The sequence below is a fragment of the Ensifer sp. 22460 genome (assembly GCF_052044935.1).
Lineage (GTDB): Bacteria > Pseudomonadota > Alphaproteobacteria > Rhizobiales > Rhizobiaceae > Ensifer.
In genome coordinates this window covers 112494-130715 of sequence record NZ_JBQENZ010000019.1, presented here as the reverse complement: position 1 = coordinate 130715, position 18222 = coordinate 112494, and the positions used below count along the sequence as shown (strand labels likewise).

The window sequence follows — 18222 nt, the reverse complement described above, 5'->3', positions numbered from 1 at the left end:
TTACTCCGGAAAATGGCTGACGATGATGAACATCACCGTACCCAGCAAGGTTATGACGAAGGACCAGGAATAGAGCGCGAGAGCGAAGGGCTGCATGAGCATGAAGACGCCCGCTGCGATCAGGGCCGATGCCAGCATTTCCCAGGCACCGCGGCGCAAGTGCAGCAATCCATTGAAAAATCGTGTCATTTGCGGACGGCTCCGAAAGTGATGCCGCGCAGCAGGTGTTTGCGCAGAAGAATGGTGAAGACCATGACCGGCACGAGGAACAGGGTCGCCCCGGCGGCAACAGCCGGCCAGTCCTGACCGCTGACGCCGATGATGGTTGGAATGAAGGGAGGCGCCGTCTGGGCGTTGCCCGATGTCAAAAGCACCGCGAAGGCGTATTCGTTCCAGGCAAAGATCAGGCAGAAGATCGCGGTTGAGGCGATGCCCGTCGCCGCCTGCGGCAACACCACCTTGTAGAAAGCCTGGAACCGGGTGTAGCCATCGATGAGCGCCGCCTCCTCGTACTCGACAGGTATCTCGTCGATGAAGCCCTTCAGCAGCCAGACCGACAGCGACAGGTTGACCGCCGTGTAGAGCAGGATCATGCCCGCATGGGTGTCGTTCAAGCCCAATGACCGGAACATCAGGAAGATCGGGATGGCGACGGCGATCGGCGGCATCATGCGCGTCGATAGAATGAAGAACAGCAGATCATCCTTCAGCGGAACTTTGAAGCGCGAGAAGGCATAGGCGGCGGCCGTGCCGAGCACGATGCAGAGCACGGTCGAGCCGAAGCCGATGATCACCGAATTGGTGAAGCGCTCGGCAAAGCGCGACGGACCGGAGATGACGAGGCCATCCTTGCGAACCAGCCGGTCATACCAGGTCTGCGGCTCGCCGACCGCCTTCAACTGCTCCTCGGTGAGCCGGGTTCGCGTCGTGAAGACGTTGACATAGCCTTCCACCGTCGGCGTAAAGAAGGTCTTGGGCGGATAGGCGATCGCGTCGGCCGGCGACTTGAAGCTCGTCGCGATGATCCAGACAAGCGGTAGGATCGTGATCAGCGCGTAGCCAACGACCAGGATCCCGGCGAACCACTTTTGCCGTTGCGACGGCTCGGTAACGGAATAGCTCATCGTTGTTTGACCTTGTTCAGGGCTTTGACGTAGATCGACGCCAGGCCGAAGACGGTGACGAAGAGGATGACGGCGTAGGCGGATGCGTAGCCGGTGCGCCACTTCTCGAAAGCTTCACGCTTCAGGTTGATCGAGGTGAGTTCGGTGATCGATCCCGGTCCACCGCCCGTCAGCTGCACGACGAGATCGAACATCTTGAAGTTCTCGATGCCGCGAAAGAGCACGGCGAGCATCAGGAACGGCAGTACGAGCGGAATGGTGATCGTCCAGAATTGCCGCCATTTGCTGGCGCGGTCGCATTCGGCGGCCTCATAGATGCTACTCGGAATGGAGCGAAGGCCCGCAAGGCAGATCAGCATCACGAAGGGCGTCCACATCCAGGTGTCGACGATGATGATTGCCCAAGGGGCAAGCGACACATCGCCGATCATCGAGAAACTTGAGGGATCAGCCCCTGTCAGGAAACCGACTGCGTAGTTGAAGAGACCGATCTGTGGCTGGTAGAGGAAGGTCCAGAAATTGCCGACCACCGCCGGGCTCAGCATCATCGGCAGAACGATGATCGTGGTCCACAGATCGTTGCCGCGGAACTTCTTGTTGATCAGGTAGGCAAGGGAAAAGCCGATGAGCACCTGAAGGACGATGGTCCAGATCAGGAAATGGGCCGTCGCCTGCATGGTCAGCCAGATGTCCTTGTCGGACAGGATGCTCAGGTAGTTCTTGAGCCCGATGAACTGGACCTCGGCATTCGGCCTGTTGACGCGAAAATTCGTAAAGCTCAGTCGGACCGTCCAGATCAGCGGAAAGATATTGACCGCGAGAAGCAGGACGATGGACGGGGCAACGAACAGCCAGGCCAGCGACCGATCCGAGAGACCTCGGACCCGTTTGGCAAGGGCATGCGGTGTCGCTCCGGCGACCCGGTCCACTGTTGATTTCAGCATGGGTAGTTCCCTCATTTGACTGCCGCGCCGCGCGTCTCAATCGAGGCGCAAAGGCCGCTGCAGCACTTTGAATTGCTGCATGTTTTCGTCCTTCAATCGACCACGATCGAAGGAACCATGCAGAAGGCGGCGACAGAACCGGGGAAATTCCCCGGCTCCGTGTCGCGCCATGGCGCGCTGGGAGGTGCACAGCCATGGCCTGATGGCGGTCAGTACTTGCCTTCGTCGTCGAAGATCTGCGTCCAGTCCTTGGTAAGACCGTCGAGTGCATCCTGCGCAGACCCCTGGCCGGCGACCACATAGTCGTGGAAGCGCTTCTGCGTCGCCTGAAGCAGCGAGGCATAGGAGGGCTCAGCCCAGAAGTCCTTCACGATCGCCATGGAGTCGAGGAAGGTCTGGGCATAGGGCTGACTGGTTGCAAAGCCAGGATCTTCGACGACTTTGCGCAGCGCCGAATAGCCGCCCATCTGCCACCACTTCTGTTGGATTTCCGGCTGGGCGAACCACTTGATGTAGGCGAGGGCATCGTCCTGCTTCTCGGACGCTGAGACTACGGAGATGCCCTGGCCGCCGAGCTGCGCGAAGGCAACGCCATCGGGACCGGCCGGGTTCGGGAAATAGCCCGACTTGTCGCCGCCCACATTGGCATCGGCATTGATGCCGGGCCAGGTAAAGGCGAAGTTCATGTGAAGGGCAACCTGGCCTGACTTGTAGGCGTCGATGTCCTCGGACATGTAGGCGTCGGAATGCCCAGGCGGCGTGCAGCAGTCGTAGAGCGCCTTATAGAACTCCAGCCCCTTCACCGCCTTGGCGGAATTCACGTATCCCTCGAGCTCGTAGGGCTTGTCGGGGTTTTGATACTCGAAGCCGAAGCTGTAGAGCACGTCCATCGCACCCATGGTGATGCCTTCTGATCCGCGCTCGGTGTAGATCGCAGCACCATAGACCGTCTTTCCGTCGATCTCGCGTTTCTGGAAGAATTCGGCGATGTCCTTGAGTTCGGCAAAGGTCTTCGGCACGGCAAGGTCGCGGCCGTACTTGCTCTTGAATTCCGCCTGCAGTTCGGGGCGGGCGAACCAGTCCTTGCGGTAGCTCCAGCCGACGACGTCGCCGAATGCCGGCAGCGCCCAGTAGTTTGGTGAGTTCTTCGGCCACTCGGCATAGCCGACGACGGTTGCGGGGATGAAGTCGCTCATCTTGATCCCTTCCTTGTCGAAGAAATCGTTGAGCTTGACGTACTGGCCGTTTTCAGCCGCACCGCCGATCCACTGGCTGTCGCCGATCATCAGGTCGCACAGCTTGCCGCCGGAGTTCAGCTCGTTCAGCATGCGGTCGGCGAAGTTCGGCCATGGCACGAACTCATATTTCATCTTGATGCCGCTCTTGGCCTCGAAATCTTTGCTGAGTTCGACCAGGGCATTTGCCGGATCCCATGCCGCCCAGCAGAGCGTCAGCTCGGCTGCGCTTGCGTTGCCGGTGTTTGCGACACTTGCCGCCAGCAGGGCACCCAATGCGGCCAATGATTTGAAATGACGAAGTTCCATAGCTGGGGCCTCCTCCCCTTCCTCCCGACCTCCATCGGAAGCTGAAAACGCCTGTGGCGAATAGCGGGCGCAAAGCGACGTTTCTTCGTGGGCAGGCCTCCCTCGCATCGCTCCGTGGCCTCACGCACTCCTCTGCCGGCCACAGCATTATTTTTATTGAGGTGCGCACCTCAATGCAAGCAAATTTTGAGGTGCGCACATCAATTCTTGCTTTTCGATTGCTTTTGTTGGAGGAATCGCCCTGAAGGATCGAGAGCAAAGAGAAGCGATTGCATGCGCCCTACCGCGAAAGATCTGGCAGAGGCAGCCGGCGTGAGCCTGGCCACCGTCGACCGCGTGCTGAACGACCGGCCGAATGTCAGCATGAAGGCTTTCCGCAAGGTCAACGACGCCATCGAGCGCATCGGCTTCGTCAGGAACCCGGCGGCGGTAGCACTTGCGCGCAACAAGACCTACCGGTTTCGCTTCGTCCTTCCCGTCTCCGGCGACCAGTATCTGAGCGAACTGATTGGGCGCGTCACCGAGGCACGCGACGCGCTGCGCGCCGATTCCACCGAGGTCGAGGCCGTGCAGATCCCGATGGCAGACCCGCACCACGTCGCCAAGTATCTGAGCCTCATCGATCACGAAACTGTCGATGGCGTCGCGGTGATGGCACCGGAATCGCCACAGGTGCGCGATGCGCTCGTGCGGCTCGTGGAACGAGACGTGAGGGTCGTGCAGTTCCTGTCAGGCCAGGAACGGCTGGAAAGGGCCGACTATGTCGGCATCGACAACTTCGCGGCCGGCGCCACGGCCGGCAAGATCGCAGGCCGCTTCATCGGCAACCAGCCCGGCAAGATCATGGTCGTGGCGGAAACCATGATGGCACTCGACAGCATCCAGCGCCGTCTCGGCTTCGACAGCATCATCAATGCGCAGTTTCCGCATCTCCAGTGTCTGCCTTCGCTCGAAACCTATGCCGACGAGAAACGCGCCGAATTGATCATCAACAGGACGTTGCAACATAACCCCGATACGCTTGCCGTCTATGTGCTGAGTTCCGAGGCGCGAGCGCCGTTAACGGCGGTCTGGAATGCGCAGGGCTCGCGTCAGCTCACCGTCGTTGCTCACGAGCGCACGCCGTTCAGCGAGCGGGCGTTGATGGACGAACGCATTGATGCCCTGATCGCCCAGGACCCCGGCCATGCGGTCAGAAGCGCACTGCGCATCATGCGCGCCCGCGCAGATCATCGCGAGCTGCTGGCTTCGCAGGAGAGGATTCGCATCGAGATCCTGCTCAAGGAAAATCTTCAGTTTCAGGGCCCCTAGAGAGCCGTTGGCAGCCACCGCCGGTCTATACAGGCAGTGGCGATCAGGGTCGCACGGGAAGACGGGCGTCCCCCGATCGCGAGATTGCTTCAGAACATCTGGGCAAGCGTCTCAACGACCCGCGGCGTCGAGAGACCTTGATTGCATTGGCGCGCCGGAAGAAGCGTGCGGCATTGCCGGGCCATTGCCCTTTGGGCGGCCACGTTAAGCCGTCCGTCAACCGGCCCGACGCGCACACCGTTTTGGCGCAATTGTGCTTCTATCAGGTAGGCAAACAGTCGAGGGTTGGTCCTTGCCAAATCACGCACGACCCTTTGGCGTTCCGGTTGTGTCAGGGACTTAAACCTGTTGCTGAGCGCCGCAAACGCGCTGGCTTTTGCCGTCGAGGCATCCAACAGAAAGGTTTGAATGCTTTTTTCGGGGCCCGAGAGCAGGTCGGCCGACGCGAGCAAGACCGACTTCGCTTTCGCGTTGTCCCTTTTCACGAGTTGTGTGCGGCCATCGCGCTTGCCATCACGATAGGCTTCGATCAAATCGATTGCGGCAATCCGATCACCCTCCTTGGCAGCTTTCTGCAGGACGGCGAGAGCCTTCTTGCTGCTGCGCGTGACGCCTTGACCGTAAAATAGGGCCTCGGCGACAACCGATGATGCTCCGACCACTTTCTCGTCTGCGGAGCGTTGGAGCAAGGCCATTCCCGCAGCTGCATTCTTGCGTGTCTTTGTCAACGCCTTGAAGCGGCCGAGCGCCACATTGGCACCCGGGTTCCCCGTTTCGAAGGCCATCTGGTAGTACCTTTCGGCCTCCTTCGTATTGCGCGGGACAAGACGTCCGTTGTTGTAGGCATCACCGAGTCTGAGCATCGCTGAAACGCTACCCTGCTCCGCTGCGGCCTTATAATGTTTCACAGCCAGCTTCGGATCTTGCGCAGTAACTTGCCCCCCGCCGTAAATGTCACCGAGGGAGAGCAGGGCGGAAGCTGAGCCCTCGGCCGCCAGCGATGAAAGCACATTGACCGCCGAAGCGACGTCCTTCTTTATGCCCTGGCCGCGTGCTTCCATCTCGGCAAGGCGTATTTTGGCGTCCACATCGCCCTGCTCGGCTGCCTGGCGATAGTGCTCAAGCGCAGCGCTGTAGTCCGCCTTTACATCATCTCCCTCGGAATAAAGGTCGCCCAGCCGTAGATGCGCCCGGACGGATCCCAAATGCGCCGCCTTCTCAAGCGCCGCGACGGCAGGCGCTGGCTGCAATGGGATACGTCCGGAGAGGTAGAGTTCGGCGAGTGTGACCAGGAGATCCGGGCTCTCGCTTGCTCCGAGTGCACGAAGCTCCGCCATGCCGGCATTCACATTTGGTTCTGTCCCCTCACCCCTGATTGTCAGTTCGGCGACACGTAGGTGGCCTTCCAGGTTGCCTTGATCTGCTGCGGTGCTATAGGCCGCAAACGCCTTAGCTGGATCGTCCGACCGATAGCCGTCACCAAGCCTCAACATGGCCCTCACGCTGCCTTGATCTGCGGCTTGCTGGTAATATTGCCGAGCCCGCAGCGGATCAACTGGCACCGTTTGGCCCTTGGCGTAAAGGTCACCCAAAGAGTAGGCCGCGCCCGCTTCACCTTGGGCGGCAAGCATCGCCAGTTCGCCGGTGGCGCTTCCCGCGTCGGGAGCCATGCCCCGGCCGAGTGCCTTCATTTCAGCGAGCCGCACCTTCGCCTCCAGGCTGCCTTGATCGGCCGCCTGGCGATAGTGCTCTAGTGCGAGAGCATAGTTGACCGTCACGGCATCCCCGGCGGCGTAGAGATCGCCGAGCCGTACATGCGCCGGCACCGAGCCGAGGCGCGCAGCGCGCTCCAAGGTTGTGATGCCGAGTTCCGGCTGCATGGGCACGCGACCGGACAAGCAGAGGTCGGCAAGCGCTTCCAGTACGTTCGGATTGTCACTTTCGGCGAGCGATCGCATCGTCGCAACGCCTTGCGGGACATCGCGTAACGTTCCTTCGCCACGGATCGTCAGCTCCGCAACACGCAGGCTGCCGTCTAGACTACCCTGCTTGGCCGCTGCGCTAAAGGCGGCGAAGGCCTTGCCTGGTTCGCGACCTCGATAAACGTCGCCGAGCCGCAGGAGCGCCGTCAAACTCCCTTGTTTTGCGGCTTGTTCGTAGTAGTGGGCGGCCCGGATCGGATCATTGGGCATCACGCCTGCACGTCCATAGAGATCGCCAAGGGCGAGTGCAGCGCTGGCTTCGCCTCTGTCGGCAAGCGCCGCCAATTCGGCACTGGCGGCCTCCATGTTCTGCTCTCCACCTTGGCCTCGGGCCTGCATCTCTGCAAGCCGTATCTTCGCCTCGACGTTGCCCTGTTCTGCCGCCCGGCGGTAGTAGCTTTGGGCCAGCGGAAAGTCGGTCGTGGCCGCCTCGCTTTGCGAATAGAAATCCCCAAGCCGCAGCAATGCGGCGACATTGCCTTGCGCGGCGGCCTGTCGATAATAGTCCGCCGCGCGGGCGCGATCGGCCGGCACCGCCTCGCCCTTGCTATAAAGATCGCCGACGGCAAGCGACGCCTCGGCCCCGCCGCGCGCGGCAAGGTTTTCCAGCTCGGTCTTGGCAGCGGAGAGGTCCTGGGGGATGCCCTTGCCCTGCGCCCGCATTTCCGCAAGCCGAACCTTGGCCTCCAAATTGCCCCGCTCTGCCGCGCGGCGATAGTGATCGAAGGCGGCCGCAAAGTCCGTCCTCACCCCCTTGCCCGCGTAATAGAGGTCGCCCAATCGAACATTCGCCGTGGTGCTGCCTTGCGACGCGGCTTGCCGGAAATATTGCACTGCTTGCGCGGGATCAGCCGGGACTACTTTTCCGTCACTATAAAGATCACCCAATGCCAGTGAAGCCTCCTGTCTGCCAGATGCAGCAAGGCTTTTAAGCTCGGCCTGGGCCGGCGCGAGGTCCTGCGGAACGCCAAGGCCCCGGGCTTTCATTTCCGCAAGCCGGACCTTCGCCTCAACGCTACCCTGGCTTGCCGCCTGACGGTAGAAGTTTTGCGCGCGAGCGTAGTCAGTCATGGCCGTCTGGCTCTTGGAGTAAAACTCGCCGAGACGTATCATCGCCGTCACGCTGCCGCGTTCGGCCGCCTGGCTATAGTACTCGACCGTGCGCCCAGGGTCGGCTTGCACAACCTCCCCCTGGCGATAGAGCTCACCGAGAGAAAGCGCGGCTACCGTCTCTCCCTTTTCGGCCAGGGCAGCCAATTCTTGTGTGGCCGATGCCACATCCCGCGCCATGCCCTGTCCCCGAGCCTTCATTTCGGCGAGCCGGACTGCGGCCTCCGTGTTCCCCCGACTGGTAGCCTGCCGATAATAGTTTTGCGCCAGAGCAAAGTCCGCCACTGGCGACCCGCTTTCGGAGTAATAGCTCCCCAGTCTCAGCAACGCGGTAATGCTGCCGTTCTGGGCGGCCTGCCGGTAGTAATGCAGCGCTCTCACCGGATCGGCTGGGACCACGTCTCCCGCGCCATAAAGGTCCCCAAGCGAGATCGCAGCGGCGGTCTCTCCCCTGTCGGCGAGCGCAATCAATTCACGCGTTGCCGTTGCTACGTCGCGGGCAGTCCCCTGGCCCCGCGCCGTCATTTCAGCCATCCGGATCTTTGCCTCGTTGCTGCCACGCTCTGCCGCCTGGCGATATTGGTCGAATGCTCCGGCGTAGTTCGTCGCCAAAAGACCGCCAGCAGAGTAAAGATTGGCCAAGCGAAGATGTGCGGTGGCGCTTCCCTGCGAGATCGCCTGCCTATAGTAGTTGACGGCGGCCGATGGATCTTGGGGTACGACCTTTCCTTCGGCATAGAGATCACCAAGGGCGAGGGACGCGCTGGCCTCCCCTCCCTTGGCAAGCGCCGCCAGATCGGCGGTGGCAGCCGTCACGTCTTGCTGGACGCCCAGCCCTCTTGCCTCCATCTCCGCAAGCCGCACCCTTGCCTCAACGCTACCAAGCTCTCCGGCGCGGCGATAATAGCCGGCAGCAAGGGTTGGGTCGGCAGGCACGACCTGTCCATTGCTGTAGAGTTCGCCAAGCGCAATCGCTGCGGCTTTTTCTCCTCCTTTTGCCAGGGCGGTCAATTCGCTTGTCGCCGACGCGACATCCGGCGCCATACCCTGGCCGCGCGCCTTCATTTCGGCGAGCCGAACCTTCGCCACCAAATTCCCTCGTTCAGCAGCGCGGCGGTAGTGGTCTAGCGCTGCCGCGTAATCCGTCGCCGATGTGGTGCCGGCGGAATAGAGGTCGCCAAGCCGCAAATACGCAGTCATGCTGCCTTGCGTGGCCGCCTGGCGATAATATTGCAAACCCTGCGTCGGATTGACCGGTACGGCTTCTCCCCTGCCATAGAGGTCGCCCAACGCCAGCGCGGCAGCCGTCTCACCCCGCTGCGCGAGCTCGGTCAGTTCCCGGGTCGCGGCGGATACGTCCCGCGCAATACCTTGCCCGCGTGCTTGCATTTCGGCGAGCCGGATCTTGGCGCTCACATTCCCCCGGCCGACCGCTTGACGGTAAAAGTCCTGCGCAAGCCCGTAGTCGAGCATCGTCGGTTGGCCTTGTGAATAAAAGTCGCCGAGCCGCAACAAGGCGGTCACGCTGCCCCCATCGGCAGCCCGCCGATACTGGCTGAGAGCTTTCTCAGGATCGAACGCGACAACTTCGCCCCTACCATAGAGGTCGCCGAGAGCCAGTGAGGCATCTGCCTCGCCCGCTGCTGCGAGCTGCTCGAGTCCGGCTTTCGCGGCGGCGATGTCCTGGTTGATGCCGCGCCCCCGCGACTTCATCTCCGCCATCCGTATCTTTGCGTTGACGTTTCCTGCATCTGCGGCCTTGCGATAGAACTCGATGGCGCGCGCGTAATCGGCGGCGGTCCGTTCACCGTCGGAATAAAGGTCGCCAAGGCGAAGAAGCGCCGTGACACTGCCCTGTGCAACTGCCTGCTGATAGTAGAGGAGGGCCTGAGCTGGCTCGGCTGCCAGAGCCTGTCCGTCACTATACAGATTGCCGAGCGATAGCGAAGCGCCCGCGTCCCCGGCCGACGCGAGAGAATCCAACTCTGCCTTCGCGGCTGCAACGTCCTGCGTTGTGCCGCGTCCTCTCGCCTTCATTTCCGCGAGCCGCACCTTCGCACCGACGTTTCCCCTCGCCGCTGCCTGCTCATAGCTTACTCTTGCGGCCCTATAGTCGCCCGTTAGTGCGCCCTGGGTAAGGTAGAGATCGCCCAGTCGAAGCAAGGCCGTTATGCTTCCAAGCGCGGCAGCGTGCTGGTAATATCCGGTTGCGCGTGCCGGATCCGCTCGGGTGACTTCTCCGGAGTAATAGAGATCACCCAAGCTAAGGGCGGCAGCCGGTTCACTCCGTTCGGCAAGCGACGTCAAAATTCGCGTCGCCGTCGATACGTTGCGAACGACCCCCTGCCCGTGAGCCTCCATTTCTGCGAGCCGCACCTGGGCGCTCACGCTTCCTCTGCTGACGGCGCGCCGATAGTAGTCCTGCGCGAGGGTATAGTCTGGCTTAGCCCTACCGTTGCCAGCGTAGAGATCGCCAAGCCGTGTCAGCGCAGCGACGCTTCCCTGATCGACAGCACGTCGATAGTGGAGCCAGGCTTGGGCAGGATCGGCTGGCATGACATCCCCACGGGCGTAGAAATCACCCAAAAGAAGGGATGCCTCCCCCTCGCCGCGGGCTGCAAGGTTTTCCAGTTCGGCTTTGGCGGCGACGACATCCTGCTGCACGCCTCGGCCCATGGCCGTCATTTCTGCCAACCGGACCTTTGCACTGACGCTGCCCCTAGCGATTGCGGCACGATAGTATTCCAACGCACGTCCGTACTCGGGTCGGGATAACTCGCCTTGCGAATGGAATTCCCCGAGCCGGAGCAACGCCGTGACACTGCCCTGAGCGGCGGCCTGTCGATAGTAGATCAGAGCCTTGGCGGGCTCGATGGCTAACGCGCGCCCTTCGCCATAGAGATCGCCAAGCGCCAAAGAGGCACCGGCCTCCCCTGCACTTGCAAGCGTCATAAGTTCCGTCGTCGCCGCGGCAAGATCCCTCGGCATTCCGCGCCCTCGCGCCTTCATTTCCGCAAGCCGTACTCTCGCGCCTGGATTGCCGTTCGCTGCGGCCTGTTGATAGCTTTGAACGGCTGGACCATAGTCGCCAGTCACCGCCCCCTCATCCGCATAGAGGTCTCCAAGCTGCATCAGCGCCGTCCCGCTGCCACGGGCGGCGGCCTGACGGAAGTATTTTGCCGCACGAACCGGGTCAGCCAGCACGACATCGCCTTTCAGATAGAGACTTCCAAGGGAGAGGTCGGCAATCGGCGAGCCGAGATCGGCCAGAGCCTGCAATTCGCGCACCGCCTTCGTCACGTCGCGGGCCATGCCTTGACCGCGCGCCTGCATTTCGGCAATCCGAACTTTTGCATCCACATTTCCGTGTCCCGCAGCCAGACGGTAATGAACAAGCGCGGCGGAATAGTCCGAAACCAGGACTGTTCCGGCGTAGTAGAGTTCGCCGAGCCTGAAGTGCGCCCTTGCGGAACCCATATCTGCCGCCTTGCGCAGCGCCGAAACCGCGATATCGGTCTGTTCCGGTATGCGTCCGGAAAGGCAAAGCTCAGCTACTAGCTCCAGCACGCTGGGATTTTCGGATTGACCGAGCACGCGCAGGCTCGCCTCGCCTGCCGTCACATCGCGTTTCGTGCCCTCACCCCGGATCATCAATTCCGCCATCCGCAACTGCGCCGCGGGGATCCCCTGATTTGCCGCCTCGGCATAAGCGGCAAATGCCTTTTCGGGATTGCGAGGGACGAGTTCGCCACGACTGTAGAGATCACCGAGACCAAACAGCGCGCCCCGATAGCCGTAGGCCGCCGCACGTTCGTAAAGAGTAAGCACGCGGGCGCCATCGGGCGCTTCGTTAACAACCTCACCCGAGCCTCTCGGCTGCGATACCGCGACAATCGCATCCGGCCCGGCATTGCGCAGCATGCCTTCATACTCGCCGAGCAGACGATCCACGGTCGCGGCATCGACCTTGCGTGCAATGTAGAGGTCAGCCAGTTGCGCCAGTGCCCGGCCTAGGTTGGGTTGGAAGACAAGCTGTTGCCCTCCTTCAGGCCGATCGTGTTGGGATAGAGGGTCGATCGCTGAGGTTTCCGGCGCGGCGGCAGACGCCGACCCGGCCCACAGGACACCGACAGCGACAGCGACAAGTCCGATCCAGCCCGAGGAACTCATCACGCCCCACTTTCTGCTCCGGCCACTTGGCGCCTTGGAAACACCGAGCGGTGCAAGGCGCGCAGGCGTCTTGCTGCGCGCCAACCGGTGGCAATCAGCCGATCGGCTGGTGGTGCGACGGGAAGCTGCGGCGTCTCGATCATATCCAAGAGCGCGTCTGGCGTCACTTCACTGGTGACAACAATGCGAGAAAGAGCGAAGAGATTTTCCGTCTCGTCGCTGAGCGCGTGACGAACACGGCAGGCGGCGAGGTATCCAGCATCTTTTGCAATCCTGCGCGTTGCGCGGGACGCGTAGCCGTGAGGGTATGCGAATGTGGTGACTGCCGCGCCCAACCCGTCTTCCAGGGCCCTCTTGCTGTCGCGAAGCTCGCTGGTAGCCTTTGCAAAGGACAGTGTGTCAAGTTCGGGATGAGTTACAGAGTGCGCGCCGATCTCGATCCCAGCGTCGTGCAGGTCACGCAGCGCGGTCCAGTTGAGCATTGGGCGATTGCCTTCATCGAGATCCGCAAGCCATCGAGCGGTCGCCCCCACGAAACCGGTGGCGACATAGAGTGTGGCGGCAAACTTCCGGTCGACCAGAACTGGCATTGCGGCTTCGGCAAAGTCGCGAAGTCCATCGTCGAAGGTAATGACGCAGGTGCGCGGAGGGATCGGTTGTCCGCCGCAACGCAATAGCGCAAGGTCGCGAACCGTCATTGAGCGGTAGCCGCGCTGCGTCAGGGCCTGGAGATGTGCGTCCAACTCCCGCTCGGTCACCAGCCAGCGTCGATAGGCCGGGCCGCAAGTGCGGCCGACGCTGTGATAGACCAGGATCGGGATAGCTTGCATGTCAAACCTCTCTTTCTGCCGGTCGTCTTTCGCCAATGCCATTACGCGGTCGATCGTCGCGCCGACGTTTTGCTAGGCTGCGCAAATAGCCTGGCACACCTGCAAGGATGCCAAGGCGCTCCATCCAGACGAGTCGTATCGGGTAATCGCTCGGTAGCCGCGCGGTTTTCTGCGATGTCGGCCCGGCCATGTGTAAGATACCTGCTGGAAATGCCGCAGCGAGCCGAATAGCCCGACGTGGTTCGTCGACAACGATCTTCGTCAGGTAGGCACCAAGCCCCATGCCATAACAAAAGGCTTGCCGACGCATGCCGTCTTCGCCGCGGCGGTGGTAGTGCCAGATAATGCCCTGAGGCTGGTAGACCAGTCTAAAGCCGCCGCTAACGATGGCGAAGAAGGCAGCAAGGTCATCGCCGCCACGCGCCAGCGTTCCAGCACCCAGTGCTGCATCGAAGCCGCCAACCCGGCGCAACGCACTTGCCCGGAACGCCATGTTGGCACCTGAACCGAATTGACCAGCGGTGAAGGGAAAGAGCATGCTTTTGGGACGGTTCGCCTCCAAATCGTAAACTCGACGTTGCAGCCCCTTCCCGAAGCCGCCATGCCGCTCCGTCCAGACCTGCGCCCGAGTTTCGAGTTCGGCTGGCAGGATCAAACCGGTCACGCAACCGACAGCCTTATCCTCCTCCATCGGCGCTGCCATCGCTTCGACCCAATGTCTGTCGAGCACGACGTCATCATCGGTAAAGAGAACGATGTCGCTGGACACGTAGCGCAGGCCAGTATTGTGTGCCCGTCCGAGCCCCGGGGTTGGCTCGAGCACATAGTGCACCCGTCCGCGGTAATGTGTCGAAATCAGATCCAATGTCGCCGCCGAGGCCGGAGCGTTGTCGACAACGTGCACCTCATCGGGGGCGCGGGTCTGATCAAACAGCGAGGCGAGGCAGCGATCCAGGCTCTCTGCGCGATCACGCGTTGCAATCACCACCGCCACTCTTTCACGCGCAGGCGCGCGGTTGGAGTTGACTGAAGGCAAGGAGCGCACGGAGCCGATCTCCGCGAGCAAGTCTGCAGGCGCAATCACGGGGCCAGAATGCTGCAACTCGACGAGTGCGAGCGGCTGCGCGCCAGAGCGGATCAAACAGAAAACGCCGCCATAGGGCACATCGCCGCTCGGCCTGGTAAGGTCGATCGCCGGAAGTGGCTTGGTATGGTCTATGTCTACGATCTTGATTGGGCGGAAAGGACTTGAGTGTCTGGAGAATTTTGCGGCAAGATAGGCTGTCGTGGTAAAAATAAGCCCCGCGACGATTGTGAACGCACGCATCGGCCCCGAAGGGTCAAGTCGCGTCACCATATCCATTAAGCCGCGAAAGACGCCAGCCGGCAAGGTGCGGGTAACATAGGCACGCTCGGCACCAAGCTTGTCGCCCGCCCCTGCGGTTTCGACCACAGCACTTTTCGAGCGTCCCTCAGCCTGGCATCGTCTGCGGAAGTAGGCCCACCGCGTCCGTTCTCTGGTAACGTGGTGATGAACCACGGCTAGCGGATCGTAGAGAATGACTGCTGCCGGGAAGTGCCGGCGGGCGCGAATGCAAAGCTCTGTTTCCTCGCACCCGGCGGCATCCTGGCCACTGCGACCGAGACCTTCGCGAAAGCCGCCCACGGCATCGAAGACCGTCCGTCGGAACGACATGTTGCAGCCAATCGGATTGCGAACCGGGCTCAGCCTGTTCGGCAGGCCCTTGTAACTGCAGCCGACCACCCACTGGAATTCTTCTGGAAACCAGCGCGGTCGCTGATCTGGCCAAAGTGGCAGCACCTTGCCACCGACGCCGATAATGTTTGGATCCACAAAGTGCAGCGTGAGCCGTTGCAGCCAGTCGGCTTCGGCGACAGCGTCGTCGTCAAGAAACGCAACGATATCGCAGGGCGCGGCGGCACGCACGCCGGTGTTTCGCGCACCCGAGAGGCCTCGCGCCCCGTCATTGGCGATCACCTCGACACCGGGGTAAGAGGTCCGCATCTCCCGCAGCAGGTCGTCGTTGTGGTCGATGACGACGACGAGCCGATCAGGTTTGCGCGCTTGTTTCAATACCGAGTTAATAGCGTCGCCCAGTTGTAGGCGGCGCTCATCGCAGTAAGCGCAGATCACAACCGCAATCGAAGACATGGCAGGCCTCAACCTGCCCGCTGCGTACGGTTTCTGACCATGGCACCGGCGCGACTGCGTTGACTGAGGCCCAGCCGAGCAATTGTCTTCAGGACGCGCCAGCCATCGGGGATCGTGCGTAGATTGCTGACGCCGTGAATCCGCGCATATTCCCGGCTCGGAAGCTCCGCTATGGCGAGGCCTGCTTGGAGTGCGCGGATATTCATTTGCGTTTCGATCTCGAAACCGGTCGCGGACTCGACCCGCAAATGGGGTAAAACGTCACGCCAGAAGGCGTTGTAACCGTAGCAAAGATCGCTATAGCGGCCGCCGAAGCGCAGACGCACCAATTGCAGCAGACCCCAGTTTCCAAGACGTCGGTACCACTCCATGTCACGCGTATCGCCGCCTTGGAGAAACCGCGAACCCTTTACAAAATCGGCGCCTGCAAGCAATGCACCCACAAAACCAGTCATCTCTTCCGGGTCAGCGGAACCATCCGCGTCAAGGGTGATGAGGATGTCTCCGCGGGCCGCGGCGAAACCAGCAGCAAGCGCCACCCCTTTTCCAAGGCGCGGCTGCTCTATTACGACGATATCGGGCATAAGTTCGCGCGCAACGGCGACGGTTCCGTCGGTAGAGCTTCCGTCGACAAGGATGACCTCGTCTATCCAGGCGGGTATGCGTGGCAGGACATGCGGTAGGTTTTTTGCCTCATTTACCGTAGGGACGATGACACTGACCCTTGGGACAACGATGGCCCTGTCCATGGTGGACGGGCGGAGGGCTGCTCTTAACGAATTGTGAAAATGCTCACCCATCTTATTCAAAATCCTCCAACCAAAAAAAGAAAATTGAAAACAATAAGCGTTCATCCCCGGTCATGCAGATGGCCGCGGAAGAGAAAAGTGTGTATTACTTGTACATATTCAGTTTTATTACAATATTCTAACTTTGTAAACTACCGCGTGAATTTCTTGAAAAAGAGCATTTTATAGCAGAAACCGTTATTTTCCTTGGTTTATTCCAAGATAGGCTCGACGGTACCGTTTTATTGCAGAAATATGTCACAGTATAACGGATGGAATAGTTCCGCTCACAAAAAAATTTAGGAAACAAATTCTCTCACGGACGCAATTTCTCCGGTGTCGTTATATTTATACCCTTTATTTTTCTCTGGAATATAAGATATTTTCCGAATTTCAATACATAAACCTTAATATCAGCAACCCCTTAAATGAAAGAATTCGTCGGAGATCCATGACGAGCGGAGCCACACTGTGAGCGCATATGGCTGACTGCTATCCACACACGTTGTCGTGACCAGAGCGCCTCGTCGTCGCGTCAGTTAAAGAACAGCTCGCCTTCGGATATGCTGGTTTGTGTGCCGTAGAAGCACAACATAGCGCCTCGCAAAGCTGAGCTCAGTCGAATCTAACCGATTGAATTTGCCTAATTATGAGGGATAACGGAGGGTTGCAACCCACTAAGGTTGCAAGACCGATGGCTTATCAAGCGGGAATCGCGTATCTTGCAGCGCGTGGCATGATGCAGATTACCGTGCAAACAAAGGTAAGCGAGGCTGATGCAGTCGGAAGAACATATCGCCAAGGCACCGACAACGGACCCAGTCAAGCGGTGGATGAAGCTCATGGAAGAGTGGAACGCTCTAATTGCGGACTTGAGGGAATTGCGACGTTCCATCGCAACAACCGCGAGCGCGGATAACGCTACCTTAATCCAGGCCGAGGCGGCGCTCGTCGCCAAAGGCCAGGCGCTTAAGGAAGAGATTGACGCTGTTCTCAGCGATGCCGCCAGTCAACGCCAGCCGGTCAACGGCCCACTGATTGTCGGAACCCTTATTCCGACGCCCAAAGGCGAGCAATAGCACACGTCCAGCCTAACCCATGCCGGCGTCAAGCTAAGAAGCTAACGAGCCTGAGAGCCGCCAACGCTGCAAATATCAATAGGCAGCCACCTGTGCACCATATTAATGGGCGCAACCGGGATCGCGGCAAGCCAGTCTGTGCTCCCATCTGAACAAAAAATAGACCTGCGATCGCGGCGAGGCCACTTCCAACGTCGAGCGGGTTCGAATGGCGCAACGTCTCGAGATTTGCAGGCGCTTCGCGGATTCTGACATCGATCGGGACCATTCCGTCTTCGTCTTTACCCATGGCAATCCTTACAGACTTCACAGTACTAAGGGCCTCAATATTGTGACGTAGCTGTTCAACAGCTGCGGCGCTGTAGCGGTCGCCGGAACGAAAGGGAACGAGGCGCTGGAGTTCGGATTGCATGCGAAGAGCGCCACTAAACCGAACCTCACCGAAACGGTTGCGGGGGCCCAAGTCGAGATCAATGACAGCAGTCGCGACACCCTCGCCCTTACGGACCCAATCCGTTGCCCGTCGCCGTGCGTGCGCGAAATCTTGGGCGGTGACGATTTGGAGGATACGCCGAGTGAACGTATCAACGACGAATGTCGTCGCGGGCTGCCCGACAAACTCATCAATGATCGCGGCGAGCCGATCGAGGACCTCACGGTCCAGTTCCGATGGACGAATGCCCTTGAGTTCGACGGACGTCACCCTGTAGAGATCACCAAGCTTGGGGTGGAGAACTATTTGCCCTTTCTGATCCTCCTCGAAGACATCCGCGTCCAAATAGCCAAAGCCGGCGATCACGCCCTTGAGCCGGGCCTTTTCGGTCGCGAGCGCCTCCTTTCGTTCGGCCGGCGAAGCGCCGGCGCCTAACAGAAGCGGCAATTGGTAAGCCTGCTCAAGTGCCCGCGCGAGATAGGGTAAGGAAATGTCCTGCGTGTCGAGCACCACCGATTGGGCTGACGCCGGTAAGACCGCAAACATCCAGACGGCGCCCGCGGTAAGGAACCTTGTGACGCGCCAGTTCATCTTTTTGAGCTTCTGTTTCGCCGTTAATATTCGGTTTTGCGATCGATGCGGCATTTGCTGGCTCCAAGCATAACCTGCCAGTGTGCTGTCCTACATTAGTAAAGCACAAAATTGTGAAGATGCACGCCCCCTAAGAGATCATT

Annotated in this window: 11 protein-coding genes and 1 pseudogene; 2 read left to right on the top strand and 10 right to left on the bottom strand. The window is 60.4% G+C overall.

The window, feature by feature from the left end:
* From ACTJKM_RS22815 to ACTJKM_RS22800, 4 genes are all read right to left on the bottom strand, one after another.
* Nucleotides 1–189, bottom strand: a complete 189-nt coding sequence (locus ACTJKM_RS22815; protein WP_057249296.1) for a hypothetical protein — start codon at nt 187–189, stop codon at nt 1–3.
* Complete coding sequence (locus ACTJKM_RS22810; RefSeq protein WP_058327521.1) at nt 186–1124, bottom strand: carbohydrate ABC transporter permease; 939 nt, start codon at nt 1122–1124, stop codon at nt 186–188. The genes ACTJKM_RS22815 and ACTJKM_RS22810 overlap by 4 nt, the downstream gene beginning before the upstream one ends.
* A complete protein-coding gene (locus ACTJKM_RS22805) occupies nt 1121–2068 on the bottom strand; it encodes a carbohydrate ABC transporter permease (protein WP_057249298.1) in 948 nt (315 codons plus the stop codon). Before ACTJKM_RS22805 ends, ACTJKM_RS22810 begins: the two co-directional genes overlap by 4 nt.
* A gap of 209 nt (nt 2069–2277) precedes the next feature.
* Complete coding sequence (locus ACTJKM_RS22800; RefSeq protein WP_440660981.1) at nt 2278–3612, bottom strand: ABC transporter substrate-binding protein; 1335 nt, start codon at nt 3610–3612, stop codon at nt 2278–2280.
* Between the two features lie 273 nt (nt 3613–3885).
* On the opposite strand from ACTJKM_RS22800, the gene ACTJKM_RS22795 reads away from it, so the two are divergent.
* Nucleotides 3886–4923: a LacI family DNA-binding transcriptional regulator gene (locus tag ACTJKM_RS22795; protein ID WP_113513908.1), complete on the top strand. Its 1038-nt coding sequence runs from the start codon at nt 3886–3888 to the stop codon at nt 4921–4923.
* Nucleotides 4924–5012: 89 nt separating this feature from the next.
* Here the strand turns inward: ACTJKM_RS22795 and ACTJKM_RS22790 are convergent, their stop codons facing one another.
* The 5 genes and pseudogenes from ACTJKM_RS22790 to ACTJKM_RS22770 all read right to left on the bottom strand — a co-directional run bounded on the left by ACTJKM_RS22790 (nt 5013) and on the right by ACTJKM_RS22770 (nt 16042).
* The gene (locus ACTJKM_RS22790; protein WP_440660995.1) at nt 5013–10067 is read right to left on the bottom strand and encodes a tetratricopeptide repeat protein; all 5055 of its coding nucleotides are present in this window, start codon (nt 10065–10067) and stop codon (nt 5013–5015) included.
* Between the two features lie 1134 nt (nt 10068–11201).
* Nucleotides 11202–11936, bottom strand: a pseudogene (locus tag ACTJKM_RS22785) (tetratricopeptide repeat protein); the annotation flags it as partial.
* A 248-nt stretch (nt 11937–12184) separates the two neighbouring features.
* The gene (locus ACTJKM_RS22780) at nt 12185–13057 is read right to left on the bottom strand and encodes a polysaccharide deacetylase family protein (protein WP_082663534.1); all 873 of its coding nucleotides are present in this window, start codon (nt 13055–13057) and stop codon (nt 12185–12187) included.
* Nucleotides 13017–15188 (bottom strand): glycosyltransferase family 2 protein, encoded by a 2172-nt coding sequence (locus ACTJKM_RS22775; protein ID WP_440660979.1) that lies wholly within the window; start codon nt 15186–15188, stop codon nt 13017–13019. The genes ACTJKM_RS22780 and ACTJKM_RS22775 overlap by 41 nt, the downstream gene beginning before the upstream one ends.
* 8 nt (nt 15189–15196) lie before the next feature.
* Nucleotides 15197–16042 (bottom strand): glycosyltransferase family 2 protein, encoded by an 846-nt coding sequence (locus ACTJKM_RS22770; RefSeq protein WP_245296116.1) that lies wholly within the window; start codon nt 16040–16042, stop codon nt 15197–15199.
* A 710-nt stretch (nt 16043–16752) separates the two neighbouring features.
* On the opposite strand from ACTJKM_RS22770, the gene ACTJKM_RS22765 reads away from it, so the two are divergent.
* On the top strand, nt 16753–17055 hold the full coding sequence (locus tag ACTJKM_RS22765) for a hypothetical protein (RefSeq protein WP_058327526.1): 303 nt from the start codon (nt 16753–16755) through the stop codon (nt 17053–17055).
* A gap of 28 nt (nt 17056–17083) precedes the next feature.
* Here the strand turns inward: ACTJKM_RS22765 and ACTJKM_RS22760 are convergent, their stop codons facing one another.
* A complete protein-coding gene (locus ACTJKM_RS22760; protein WP_440660978.1) occupies nt 17084–18133 on the bottom strand; it encodes a POTRA domain-containing protein in 1050 nt (349 codons plus the stop codon).
* Between the last annotated feature and the right edge of the window lie 89 nt (nt 18134–18222).

Bases quoted from the DNA above. Each gene is read 5' to 3' on its own strand.
- ACTJKM_RS22815 (WP_057249296.1), bottom strand. From the start codon at position 189: ATGACACGATTTTTCAATGGATTGCTGCACTTGCGCCGCGGTGCCTGG.
- ACTJKM_RS22810 (WP_058327521.1), bottom strand. From the start codon at position 1,124: ATGAGCTATTCCGTTACCGAGCCGTCGCAACGGCAAAAGTGGTTCGCC.
- ACTJKM_RS22805 (WP_057249298.1), bottom strand. From the start codon at position 2,068: ATGCTGAAATCAACAGTGGACCGGGTCGCCGGAGCGACACCGCATGCC.
- ACTJKM_RS22800 (WP_440660981.1), bottom strand. From the start codon at position 3,612: ATGGAACTTCGTCATTTCAAATCATTGGCCGCATTGGGTGCCCTGCTG.
- ACTJKM_RS22795 (WP_113513908.1), top strand. From the start codon at position 3,886: ATGCGCCCTACCGCGAAAGATCTGGCAGAGGCAGCCGGCGTGAGCCTG.
- ACTJKM_RS22780 (WP_082663534.1), bottom strand. From the start codon at position 13,057: ATGGCATTGGCGAAAGACGACCGGCAGAAAGAGAGGTTTGACATGCAA.
- ACTJKM_RS22775 (WP_440660979.1), bottom strand. From the start codon at position 15,188: ATGTCTTCGATTGCGGTTGTGATCTGCGCTTACTGCGATGAGCGCCGC.
- ACTJKM_RS22770 (WP_245296116.1), bottom strand. From the start codon at position 16,042: ATGAACGCTTATTGTTTTCAATTTTCTTTTTTTGGTTGGAGGATTTTG.
- ACTJKM_RS22765 (WP_058327526.1), top strand. From the start codon at position 16,753: ATGCAGTCGGAAGAACATATCGCCAAGGCACCGACAACGGACCCAGTC.
- ACTJKM_RS22760 (WP_440660978.1), bottom strand. From the start codon at position 18,133: ATGCCGCATCGATCGCAAAACCGAATATTAACGGCGAAACAGAAGCTC.